Source organism: Dolichospermum sp. DET69 (assembly GCA_017355425.1).
GTDB lineage: Bacteria > Cyanobacteriota > Cyanobacteriia > Cyanobacteriales > Nostocaceae > Dolichospermum.
The window spans coordinates 4,897,570-4,910,364 of sequence record CP070233.1 but is presented as its reverse complement, the minus strand read 5'-3'; the positions used below and the strand labels follow the sequence as shown (position 1 = coordinate 4,910,364).

9 protein-coding genes are annotated in these 12,795 nt (G+C 40.3%); 5 read left to right on the top strand and 4 right to left on the bottom strand.

Annotated elements, in window-relative coordinates:
• Positions 1-249: 249 nt before the first annotated feature.
• From EZY12_22435 to EZY12_22420, 4 genes are all read right to left on the bottom strand, one after another.
• Complete coding sequence (locus EZY12_22435) at positions 250-1,212, bottom strand: GDP-mannose 4,6-dehydratase (GenBank protein QSX67430.1); 963 nt, start codon at positions 1,210-1,212, stop codon at positions 250-252.
• 1 nt (position 1,213) lies between these two features.
• Positions 1,214-1,639 carry a hypothetical protein gene (locus EZY12_22430; protein ID QSX67429.1) on the bottom strand — a complete coding sequence of 142 codons (426 nt, stop codon included), beginning with the start codon at positions 1,637-1,639 and terminating at the stop codon, positions 1,214-1,216.
• Between the two features lie 184 nt (positions 1,640-1,823).
• Positions 1,824-3,062 (bottom strand): glycosyltransferase family 4 protein, encoded by a 1,239-nt coding sequence (locus tag EZY12_22425; protein QSX70787.1) that lies wholly within the window; start codon positions 3,060-3,062, stop codon positions 1,824-1,826.
• Between the two features lie 820 nt (positions 3,063-3,882).
• Positions 3,883-5,136 carry a competence/damage-inducible protein A gene (locus tag EZY12_22420; GenBank protein QSX67428.1) on the bottom strand — a complete coding sequence of 418 codons (1,254 nt, stop codon included), beginning with the start codon at positions 5,134-5,136 and terminating at the stop codon, positions 3,883-3,885.
• An 807-nt stretch (positions 5,137-5,943) separates the two neighbouring features.
• Between EZY12_22420 and EZY12_22415 the strand changes: the two genes are divergently transcribed.
• The 5 genes from EZY12_22415 to EZY12_22395 all read left to right on the top strand — a co-directional run bounded on the left by EZY12_22415 (position 5,944) and on the right by EZY12_22395 (position 12,085).
• Positions 5,944-6,150 carry a glycogen debranching protein gene (locus EZY12_22415; GenBank protein ID QSX67427.1) on the top strand — a complete coding sequence of 69 codons (207 nt, stop codon included), beginning with the start codon at positions 5,944-5,946 and terminating at the stop codon, positions 6,148-6,150.
• 115 nt (positions 6,151-6,265) lie between these two features.
• Positions 6,266-6,952 carry a uracil-DNA glycosylase gene (locus EZY12_22410; protein QSX67426.1) on the top strand — a complete coding sequence of 229 codons (687 nt, stop codon included), beginning with the start codon at positions 6,266-6,268 and terminating at the stop codon, positions 6,950-6,952.
• A gap of 195 nt (positions 6,953-7,147) precedes the next feature.
• Positions 7,148-8,023, top strand: a complete 876-nt coding sequence (locus EZY12_22405) for a Tab2/Atab2 family RNA-binding protein (GenBank protein ID QSX70786.1) — start codon at positions 7,148-7,150, stop codon at positions 8,021-8,023.
• A 131-nt stretch (positions 8,024-8,154) separates the two neighbouring features.
• Positions 8,155-9,468 (top strand): TldD/PmbA family protein, encoded by a 1,314-nt coding sequence (locus EZY12_22400; GenBank protein QSX67425.1) that lies wholly within the window; start codon positions 8,155-8,157, stop codon positions 9,466-9,468.
• 7 nt (positions 9,469-9,475) lie between these two features.
• Positions 9,476-12,085: a chloride channel protein gene (locus EZY12_22395; protein QSX67424.1), complete on the top strand. Its 2,610-nt coding sequence runs from the start codon at positions 9,476-9,478 to the stop codon at positions 12,083-12,085.
• Positions 12,086-12,795: the final 710 nt, after the last annotated feature.

Genomic DNA, 12,795 nt, shown 5'->3' with positions numbered 1-12,795 from the left:
ATATTTGTTTCTCTAAAAGAACTGTACAAAAAAAATTAATTGCTCGCAGAAAAGCTAGTTCTACACTATCCAATAAACATCTCCAAAAAAGAATGTAGAGACGTTCCATGGAACGTCTCTACAAGGGTTATGGGTCAAGCATATTTAATTTTTACCAGATATCTAATATTGTGGGATGGGCATCTGGTTCCCTCCTAATACTATTAGCAGGCAAGATGCCTGCACCACAAGAAATTTTGGGCTATTTTTTTATTTGGAAGTCTCTAACTTGGCCTTTACCATCATTCGCACCACATCCTGCATCTTATATTTAGCTTCCCAACCTAATTGGATTTTGGCTTTTGTGGGATTACCTTTACCCACTGCCAAATCTGTAGGACGGAATAGACTACTATCAACAACTACATGATCATGCCAATCTAAATTTACAGACACAAATGCAGATGTTACAAACTGCTCTAATGAACTACTCTCTCCTGTAGCGACCACATAATCATCAGGCTGTGATTGTTGCAACATTAAATACATTGCTTCAACATATTCCCCAGCCCAACCCCAGTCCCGCTGAATTGACATATTACCTAAATATAACTTTTCCTGACTACCTTGGGCAATGCGGCAGGCAGTAGCCACAATCTTTTGAGTCACAAATCTTTCGGGACGCAGGGGAGATTCATGATTAAATAAAATGCCAGAACAAGCAAATAATCCGTAAGCTTCTCGGTAGTTAGCTACTTCCCAAAAAGCAGCAGCTTTAGCAACAGCATAAGGACTTCTGGGACGAAATGGCGTTGTTTCTTGGGCTGCTACATTGCCAGTATCACCAAAGCATTCACTAGAACCTGCATTGTAAAGTTTAATGGTCGCACCTAAAAACCGAATGGCTTCTAATAAATTTAGTGTGCCTGTAGCTATGCTTTCTAGGGTTTCTACAGGTTGTCCAAAAGATAAACCGACGGAAGTTTGTCCGGCCAAATTATAGACTTCATCTGGTTGGATTTTTGTCAGTACCTGTAAGACGCTACGGAAGTCAGTCAAGGACATTGACTCCAGCTTTACTTGGTCTTTAATTCCTAAGTGGACTAAATTCTGGAAAGGAGAAATTTGGGCATCTCTGGAAGTTCCACAGACTGTATAGCCTTGTTTTAGCAGTAATTCTGCTAAATATGCGCCGTCTTGTCCAGATATTCCACAAATGAGAGCTTTTTTCATGTCAATTCATTACCCAGAAGTCTTTAACACTGTTACCTCCAAGCATCCGAGATTGCCTATAGGTAAATTCCCCCACAGAAGGATTACGATGGGGATGAATTACACCTGTTGCTTGTTGCCAAAGTTCGGCTGGGGCAAGAGATATCTCATATTTAGATCCATGCTTATGCACATGATACCATTTTGTTTCTTGGCACTCTTTGCACCAAAAAGCCTCTAACCACTCACCAGTTAAAGAAATGGTAGTTTTATTGGCGACTAAAATCATCGCTTCTCGACGAGCTACACCGCGCTCTTGTAGTTGTCCGGCTTGTTCGGCAAATAGTCCATGTTTTTGGCTGACACTATCTATATAACAGCTATGGATAGGGCAATAGATAGCCCTGCGTTGGGAACGTTTCCGATTTCGCTCACACCTTTTCTGCACTTTGTCCTCCTGATCAGTAACTACACAATAGATCGTAAGAAGGTTGCATGGGAGGGACTGAGATCAAAAAGACCATCAAAGCCCAACTCCTGATTCAACATCATCTGAGGTATTAATTTTTTTGACTTATTTCAAATTACTGAATAGGTTTACACACTGACGCTGATTACGCGTGGGTAACATTTCAATTTATAGCTTGTTCCAGTACATTAATATATTGTTTGCTGATGATTTCCGGAGTGAAATTTGACTGCAAGTATTCCCGCGAAGCATTACCTATTTTTTCTGCAAGTTGGCGATCGCTCTTTAACTTGAGAATAAACGTAGATAGACCATCACTGTCTCCATTGTCAATACTAATCCCAAACTCACCATCGGTTATTAGCTGTCGTAAGTAGGAATTTTTTGGGCAAATAGCTGCTACAGGTCGTCCTGCGGCTAAGGCTGGATAGAGTTTACTAGGAGCAACTAAACTTTCCAGACCTGATTCCACACTGACTAATAACAAATCGCAAGCTGTCAAGGAATAGGGTAGCACACTTTTATCTTGATAGGGAAGAAAAAGGAAGTTTTTTAGTCCTAAACGAGTCACCTCTTCAATAAAGCTTTTACGTTTTGGACCACCACCAATACAAACGAACTGAATTGGTTGATCTTGCAATTGTTGAGCAGTTGCTAATATAGTGTCTAGATCATGACACCTACCCATATTACCAGAATAAAGAACTGTAAATTTGCGGTCTAAGTTATGTTGTTTAGCAAACCAATTTTCTTCTTTGGCAATGGGTACAATTAACTCAGGATCGCCCCAACTGTGAATCACGGAAATCCTATCAGCCACTTCTGGACAGATTGCGATTACTCTCTCCTTCATAGCAGGACTCAGAACAATAATTCCTTGGGATGCTCGCCAAATTCTGCGGTTGATTGCTCTCCATAGCTTGACTAACCAGTGCTTTTGGGGAATTACTCCCAAAGCGATCGCAATATCTGGATACAGGTCATATATTAAACATACATAAGGAAATCTTAATAATAAATGAGTCAAATATCCGGCTATTGACAAAAAAGGAGGCGCTGAAGTTAGTAAAAATACATCTTGTTTGCGGGCATTCTTGATAATATGCAGAAAAGCCCGGACTGTAAATAGAATACCATTAACAGCCTTTCCCCGAATCCTATTCGACCAAAGCTGAGTAGCTCTGGATCTTTGGACACGAATATTGCCCAATTGCTCTACTGCTGGGGCTTGAGCCGTAGTAAAAGCGTATCCTGGTTGTCCGGTGAATACTCTAATCTTAATCCCTCTTTTCTCCAACTGTTTGACCAATTCTTCAATCAACTGTCCTGTCGCAGCATAGTCTGGAGGAAAAAATTCAGTGATCACAGACAAAGTAGTTAATTTCTTATGATAATTTGTCATATCATCAGTTGTAAAATGACGAATAGTGTCTACTAAACCAGGTTTTACAAAAGTCTCATGATTGGACGATGTTTTATTTTTCATGATAGATTACTTATTAATTGTTAAGTCTATTTAATTGTTAAGTCTATCTTAGTTTTTGTTAAACACCTATTACTGTTAAGGACAGGATAAGAATCTAAACCTCACTTAGTTTTATTAGCTACATAGCTTCCATTGAAAAAATACATAGCCAGAATAAATTTATTACTACTTGGATTAAAAATTTGTTTTCATAGAAATTTTTATAACATTTAGTCAAGTACTATTTCGGATTTCCTTAGGTAAGTATATTTAAGTAATTAACTTAATTCGCTTACTTCTATGTACTTAAGAATTAAATAGGGTTTGCTGAAAAAGTCTTCTCGTGAAGGCTAGGAGTCACCGAGTCAGGAGGAATAAAGAGGAGGAAGAAGAAGGAAGAGAAGGTTGGACAATTAGTCCTCAAATTTACGCGATTATTTTTGATGAAAATGCCAGGGTTTTAAACATCTATTGTCAATAATCTTGCACTTGTTTGGTTATAAAACCCTGCAAACCTTTATCTATCAACCCTTTTGCTTTCTTTTATGCAAACCCTAAGTATTTAACTTAATTCGCTTACTTCTATGTACTTAAGAATTAAATAGTTTAAACACTCTTAAAAACGTATCTGCCTAATTTTTATATTTTTTCCGTCAACAATACAGGTAGCGAAACAGCCAATTTTTAGAAAAATTTGGATGCAACTATTACATCTCACCGCAGGGAATAGAGAACCCAGATTCACAAATTATCAAGATTAAAAGCTTTTTAGCAACCGTCGTCGCAGATTGTCTAAAGCTGCATTTGCACTCACATAACGAATTACAGACCGTCCGCGAATTGTTCCCAAGCGATGTTCAAAACTGATGACTTCATTGTCAGGACCTGCTAAACCAACATACACTAAACCCACTGGCTTGGTTTGGGTTCCCCCAGTTGGTCCAGCAATGCCCGTAATACTTAATCCCCAAGTGGTTGAGAGACGATTTTTGACACCAATCGCCATTTGTTCGGCTACTGTCCCACTCACCGCGCCAAATTTCTCCAAATCCTCTGGGTTAACCCCTAATAATCCAACTTTCACAGAATTGTCGTAGGAAATTACCCCACCCCAAAAGTAATCAGAACTACCAGAAATTTCCGTTAACATCTGCCCAAGTCCTCCACCCGTACAAGATTCTGCTACTGATAGAGTTTCTCCGGCTGACCTTAACAAATTACCAACTACAGAAGCCAGGGTGTCATCATCGGCACCGTAATAATCTAAACCAGCAATTTCTCTAAGTTGTTTTTCAATGGGTGTAATTAAAGATTCTGCTGTTGCTGCGTCTGTAGCTTTAGCAGAAACTCGCAGTCTAACTTCGCCCTTACCCGCATAGGGGGCTACTGTAGGATTAGTTAAGTTAAAATAGGGAGCTACTTTTTCCGCTAAAGCTGATTCCCCAATTCCCCAAAATCTTAAACTGCGGCTATAAATAATTTCTTGTCCCCAACCTTGACTTTTCAGAAAAGGGACAGCGGTTTCTTTCCACATTCGATACATTTCGCTGGGAACACCAGGAAATGTAAAAATAGTTAGTCCCGGACGGGGTTGCCAAATAATACCGGGTGCTGTTCCTGTGGGGTTGGGTAAAATTTCCGCACCTTGGGGAATTAAGGCTTGTTTGCGGTTATTAGCAGACATTACCCGTCCCCGTTGGGCAAATTTCTCTGTTATATCTTCAACAATATCGGCTCGTTCTATTAAAGGAACACCAAAAAAATCAGCGATAGTTTCACAGGTAAGATCATCGGGTGTGGGGCCTAAACCACCTGTAAAAATCAGAATTTGCACTCTGGAAGCAGCAATTTCGATAACTTCTTTGAGTCTGGCTGGATTATCCCCGACTACGGTTTGATAGTAGTGGGGAATGCCTAACTGTGCTAACTGTTGTGCCAGATATTGGGCATTGCTGTTGAGGATATCTCCTAGCAGCATTTCTGTACCAACGCAAATAATTTCTGCACTCATGGGGATTAAAAGGGAATTAGGGATAGTAATGTGGGAAAAACAAGTAATATTAAATATTCGCTTAAATATAGAACTATTACAGAAATCCACAAAAAAATGATCCAATCTTGTGGGACGGGCAGGATGCCCATCCTTGTATTATTAGCAAGCAAGATGCTTGCACCACAAGAGAATTTGAGATATTTTTTTATTTGGCAGTCTCTTAGTTGATTTTTGATAGCCTGCGTAGCGTAGCCATACTGTATGTAGTGGGTATTACCCACCCTACTATTTTTCAGAAATCATTTAGGATTGTGATAAATAAATTTAATAAGTATTATAAAATTAAAGATAGCCATCTTAACACTATATTTTTAAGATGTCAGTAACCCAGCCCTAAAGGGACTGAGCTTGCAAGAGAAATCAAACAAGCTGTACTGACCAGACTACCCTGAGTATAGTCTCAGGGTAGCCGTTATTTGAGTCACGACACCCACCGAATCCGAAGCTAGTTCCCTGCTCTGTCGCTTGTGATTAAACAGTTCTAAGGTCACTGGAACAGTGTTGCTCTTTCTTTCAAGCTCTTATAACGCAGTCGTTGCTAACATTACCCCAGAAATGGGAGGCACATCGCGTGCAACACATTATGCGTACAGAGTTAAGAAATTTGAATCGGTAATTGTCCCGTTGAAAGTACATCACAAAAGTACCCCAAATTTCTTAACTCCAAGGCGGTAATGAAAAAAGATTCAAAGCCTTTATTACCGCTCGTGTCGTTTCCCTCTCAGGGAGCCAAGCCACTGAGTTTCCCACTTACCGCGAGGTTTTATGAATATTTGGGTAAATGAACAAATTGATCCTTCTGGGCTGATTCACGCCTGTATTGCTTGCTGTGATGAATCTCAGGCTCAAGATTGTCATCAGTCGTTTGAGAATAATCTGACAAAAACACAAAAAGCAGAGGGCTGGATTGCCAACTTACGGATAGTTAAATCCTGGGATGATGTGCCAGTTAATGCTTTAAAGCTTAATTGATTCGAGTATGCTGTCTGTGAAGAAATTCAATTAACCAACCTGATTGGGTTCGTTACTTGATAGGATAAGTGGTAATCCTCTGCGTTAATATTCTGGAGTTTCCAGTTCAAATTCCATGCAGCATGAAACTCAACTTAGTCTTTTTGATAACTCTAGTTTGAACCAACGAGAGCTGATTCCTACCAGTCATAAAATTCCCATTGTCCCCGGAACTTATGAAAACATAGAGGTATTGGCAAAACATTGTAATAGTTGTCACCGTTGTGCATTAGCCGAAAACCGGACTCATGCTGTAGTCGGACGTGGCAATCTCCAAGCCAACATTATGATTATTGGGGAAGCACCGGGAAAAAACGAGGACGAAACAGGTTTACCATTTGTGGGTAGATCAGGACAACTACTAGAAAATATCTTAGCTTCAGTAAAATTAAGCACAGAAACTGATATATATATTGCCAATATTTGTAAGTGTAGACCACCAGAAAACCGTGTACCGACGAGTGAAGAAGCAGCAGCTTGTAAACCATATTTATTCGAGCAAATTCGCCTAGTTGACCCCAAAATTATTTTATTAACAGGTGCGACTTCCGTTAAAGGTGTAATTGGCGACAAACGACCGATTACTAAAATTCGTGGTCAATGGCTAGAGTGGGAAGGACGTTTATGTATGCCCATTTTTCACCCCTCCTACTTATTACGTAACCCTTCCCGGGAACAAGGAAAGCCAAAATGGTTAATGTGGCAAGATATACAGGTTGTTCGGGCTAAGTTTGACGAATTTCAGAACCAAGACAAACAGTGAAGCCAGAGATAACTTGATAAAGTTAAAAATTAACATAATATCAAGATTCGTAGGTTGGGTTGTTAGCGTCAGCGTTGCGGAGCAATGGCATGAAACCCAACAAATACGTTGGGTTTCCCTTCGTTCAACCCAACAAAGCAAAAAAATGGCGAAGGTATTGATAATATCAAGTTATTAGATTTTTACCGCGAAAATATGGGCAGCCAGAGAAAAATGTACTGGGAACTTGATTTTTACTCCCGTCCGATTTTGGACGAAAATCAGAAAAAAGTTTGGGAAATGTTAGTTTGTGAAAGTCCTGGAGATATTAGTACACAAACAGATTCTCTGTTTCGTTATGCTAAATATTGCTCTAGTACAGAGGTAAATTCGGGTTGGCTGCGAACTGCAATCCAGGAAGCTATCGAAAAAGCCGGTGCAGCACCTACCAAAATCCGCTTTTTTCGTCGTCAAATGAATAACATGATTACAAAATCTTGTGAAGATGCGGGTATACCTGCTGTACCCAGTCGGCGGACTTTGGTTCTCAATCAGTGGCTACAGCAGCGTATGAAGGAAGTCTATCCCCAAGAACAGGGATATCAAGGAGTAGCTAATCCTTCCGTGCGTTTAGATAGACCTTTACCTCAGCGGTTACCAGATGCTTTGGAAGGAAAACAATGGACTTTTGTTACCTTAGAAGCTAGTGATTTTGCGGATATGGCAGATTGGGACATTGGCTTTGGTGAAGCTTTTCCGCTGGAGTTGGCGCAGTTATCCCCAGAAACTCGGATTCCAGGGATTTTGATTTTTTCACCCAGGGCTTTACCCATAGCGGGTTGGATGTCTGGTTTAGAAATGGCTTATTTGCACTTTGACACTAAGCAAGGTAACAGATTGATTTTAGAGACTGGGGCTACGGAAAGTTGGGTTGTGGCTAATATTCGCACTCCCGAACTTCTAGCAGAAGCACAAGGCTTTGCAGTAGCTAAGGAACAGGCCAATGGGGTGCATTTTATTGGTGTCCAGTCCGATGCCCAATCTCAAGATTTTGCGGGATTTTGGCTGTTACAAGAAATCACTTTGCCCTAATTTGTCAGTGGTCAGTGGTCAGTTGTTGGTTGTCCATTATTTGGAATTTGGTAAGTTGATGACCCGGTAATGGGATAATGGTCTGCGACGATTAAGCAATTTAAATCCAAAATCCATCATTTATAAAGGACATGGGTTCTGAAAATTTGTTACAAGATACACTGGCGGAACAACTGCTAGAACTTGCTCTCAAGTCTGGTGCTGAGGCTGCGGAAGTGTATCAATCACGATCGCTTTCTCGACCAGTTTTTTTTGAGGCCAATCGTCTTAAACAACTAGAAACTAGTCAAGCCGAAGGTACAGCCCTGCGGCTATGGCGGGATGGTTGTCCCGGTTTGACGGTAGCTTATGGCGATGTCGATCCCCAAGCTATGGTGGAAAAATCTTTGGCACTGAGTCAATTAAATCCACCGGAAACAGTAGAATTAGAGACTCATGCTGGGACATCCTATTCCGATTTAGGCACATCTGTATCCGTAGAGATGCTGATTGAATGGGGCAAGGAGGCGATCGCCCTAATTCGTGATATCTATCCAGATATTCTTTGTCATAGTGACTGGGAATGTGATATAGAAAACACCAGACTTATCAACAGTCAAGGCTTAGATTCTCACTACACCGACACTACTCTTAGCTGCTATATGTCAGCGGAATGGGTCAGAGGTGATGATTTTCTGAGTGTTGCTGATGGCCAAACCCAACGCTATGAACTCAACCCAGAGAAAGTAGCCAGCCAAATTTTACAGCGATTAAATTGGGCTAAAGAAAACATTCCTAGTCCTAGTGGTCGTTGTCCTGTATTGTTTACTTCCAAAGCAGCAGATATGCTGTGGGGAACTGTGCAATCAGCTTTGAATGGTAAACACATCTTGGAAAAAGCTTCCCCTTGGGTGGACAGGTTAGGTAAACCAGTAATTGCCCCGACGCTTACCCTTTACCAAAACCCAGCAGCAGGGCCCTATAGTTGCCCCTTTGATGATGAAGGCCATCCTACCCAGTCATTAATATTTATCGAAAATGGGATTTTACGGAATTTTTATAGCGATCGCACCACCGGACGACAATTAAACAGCAGTAGCACTGGTAATGGTTTTCGTCCCGGTTTAGGTAGTTATCCCACCCCTGGGCTATTTAACTTCCTAATTCAACCCGGTGATCTGTCCCTCTTAAGCTTGATTAAAAAGATGGATAATGGCTTAATTATCGATCAAATGTTAGGTAGTTGTAGCGGACTATCTGGTGATTTTTCCATCAATGTTGATTTGGGATATCGGGTGAAAAATGGTCAAATAATTGGCCGAGTGAAGGATACCATGGTGGCAGGGAATGTCTATACAGCCCTGAAACAACTGGTGCAATTGGGTGGCGATGCAGATTGGAATGGTTCTTGTTATACACCATCACTGATAGTAGAAGGACTATCCATAACGGGGAAAAATAATTAAAAATCCCATGCTAACCAATCACTTTCGTAACTTTTGGCAACCGAGAAGGGGTTTAGCCATAGCAGAAGCTTCCGTAATTGGGATAGTAGCCGCCTTATCTGCGGTATTACTTAAACAAGGTTCAGGGTGGTTGGGAACATGGCGAGTGCATACAACCCACATATTACAAGAACATGAACTACCCCCATGGATAACTTTACCACTTATTGGTTTGACCCTGGGGTTTTTATCCGGTTGGTTAGTCCAGCGATTAGCACCAGAAGCGGCTGGTAGTGGGATTCCCCAAGTTAAAGCCTGTCTGGCAAACGTGCCAATTAAATTATCATGGCGAGTTGCTTTTGTCAAGCTAATTAGTGCCATCATCGCCTTGGGTTCAGGATTAACCTTGGGAAGACAAGGGCCTACAGTTCAGGTAGGTGCGGGGTTAGCAGCGGGAATGAGTCGCTTAGTTCCCACATCTCCAGATCACCGCCGTCAAATGATTGCAGCGGGGGCTGGTGCAGGGTTGGCAGCGGCTTTTAATGCCCCTCTAGCGGGGGTACTATTTATTATTGAAGAGTTATTACAAGATTTATCCGGCTTAACATTAGGAACAGCAATTATTGCTTCGTTTATTGGTGGCGTAATTTCCCGCTGGTTAGGTGGTGGAAGTCTGCAACTAGACTTGGAAATAATTAAGCACTCTAGCAGTTTTTCCCTATTAGAAATTCCCATTTTATTAATTTTAGGAATTTTGACAGGTTTATTGGCAGCTTTATTTAATCAGGGATTAATTTTCAGTATTCAAGCTTATAGTCGGTTACATATCAGTTTACCGTTGCGGGTGGCAATAGCCGGTTTGGCTTCTGGTTTAATTATCGCTTTGCTTCCGGAACACTTTCGGGATAATACAGGTTTGCGGGAGTTTATGATTGCCAGTGAACCAAATATACCTTTAGCAGCGATCGCTTTTATTGCCCAATTTATCTTAACCTTAATTGCCTTTGGTTCGGGCGCACCTGGGGGATTATTTGCACCCAGTTTAATTTTAGGTTCTTGCTTAGGACATATTATTGGTGTCTGTGAATTACAAATATTTGGAATTGGTTCACCGACTACCTACGCATTAGTAGGAATGGGGGGATTTTTTAGCGCAGTTTCCAAAGTTCCCATGACTGCGATTGTGATTGTTTTTGAAATGACGACAGATTTCAATTTAGTATTACCTTTAATGGTGGTATCTGTGACATCTTATCTAGTAGCTGAGAAGGTTGTTCCTGGTTCACTCTATGACAAACTTTTAAAATTAAATGGCATTATTCTGAAAAAAGATGCTAAAACTGAGGGGATATTAACACAGTTAACTGCTCAGGATGTCATGCAGCGTACAGTGGAAACTTTAGAAGCCGAAATGACAGGAGATGAAGTTATTAAAGCTTTTTCTCTTTCCCATCATCGCGGGTTTCCTGTCGTCGAGAATAATAAGTTAGTGGGATTAGTTTCCCAAACAGATTTACAAAAAATCCGTGATCATCTTTTACCCCATGAAACTCTTTTAAAAGAGATTATGACACCCAAGCCGGTGACAGTATCACCAGCAGATAGATTAAGTCATGTTCTCTATTTATTAGATAGATATAAAATTAGCCGTTTACCTGTGGTAGATGGAAAAAAATTAATTGGGATTATTACCCGTGCCGATATTATTCGCGCAGAAGCAGATCATTTGAATGGCGAAAATGGGGTGAGAGGTCCCCAACCAGAACCTTCTTATGTAGTTTACCAAACTCGTTCTCCTAGTATTGGCAGAGGTAGATTATTAGTCACCATTGCTAACCCAGAAACTGCCCCTGCATTATTAGAAATAGCTGCGGCAATTGCCCGCGATCGCCATTATGAAATAGAATGTTTACAAATCATCCTTGTATCTCGTCATAGTTCTCCTGCCGAAACCCAGATAAATACGGCAAAAAGTCGTCGGTTACTCAGGAATGCAGAAGTTTTAGCCAAAAAATGGCAGATTCCTATTCATACCCAGATTCGTATTGCCCATGATATCGCCCAAGCAATTTTAGAAACCACCAAGGAACGATATATAGATTTAATTTTCATGGGTTGGAAGGGAAATACATCTACCCCCGGTAGGATTTTTGGTAATGTTGTAGATACAGTAATTCGTCAAGCAAACTGTGATGTTGTCTTAGTGAAATTAGGGAATAATTTCCATTCCTGTCAGCAATTTAAACGGTGGTTAGTACCAATGGCTGGGGGTCCGAATGCACCAATAGCCATTAAGTTATTACCAGCTTTAGTAACTCTAGAAAATGATACAGAAATTCGTTTAACTCAGGTAGTGAAACCTTGGGAAACTGCACCAGATATGACAGTTTTAGAAGAATCTACGCGCCAATTAATGCGTAATCGTAATTTACACAGTAACGTTGTTGCGGCATCTTTACAAGCAGAATCAGTCGCAGAGGGAGTAATTGAATTAGTTAAAACTGAAGGTTTCGACGTTGTTGTTTTAGGTGCTTCCCGTGAAGGATTATTACAACAAGCCATTCAAGGGAACATTCCTGAAGAAATTGCCTCTGGTGTTGATAGTACCGTAATTTTGGTAAGAAGCGCAAATTTCTGAACTATGATTTGTGTGATTTATGTGATTTTTATGAGTGTTTGACTACTTTCCCCACCAAGAAGGATTAATCATCAACTTCTGAACTATGATTTGTGTGATTTATGTGATTTTTATGAGTGTTTGACTACTTTCCCCACCAAGAAGGATTAATCATCAACTTCTGAACTATGATTTGTGTGATTTATGTGATTTTTATGAGTGTTTGACTACTTTCCCGACCAAGAAGGATTAATCATCAACTTCTGAACTATGATTTGTGTGATTTATGTGATTTTTATGAGTGTTTGACTACTTTCCCCACCAAGAAGGATTAATCATCAACTTCTGAACTATGATTTGTGTGATTTATGTGATTTTTATGAGTGTTTGACTACTTTCCCGACCAAGAAGGATTAATCATCAACTTCTGAACTATGATTTGTGTGATTTATGTGATTTTTATGAGTGTTTGACTACTTTCCCGACCAAGAAGGATTAATCATCAACTTCTGAACTATGATTTGTGTGATTTATCTGATTTTTATGAGTGTTTGACTACTTTCCCCACCAAGAAGGATTAATCATCAACTTCTGAACTATGATTTGTGTGATTTATGTGATTTTATGAGTGTTTGACTACTTTCCCCACCAAGAAGGATTAATCATCAACTTCTGAACTATGATTTGTGTGATTTATCTGATTTTTATGAGTGTTTGACTACTTTCCCCAC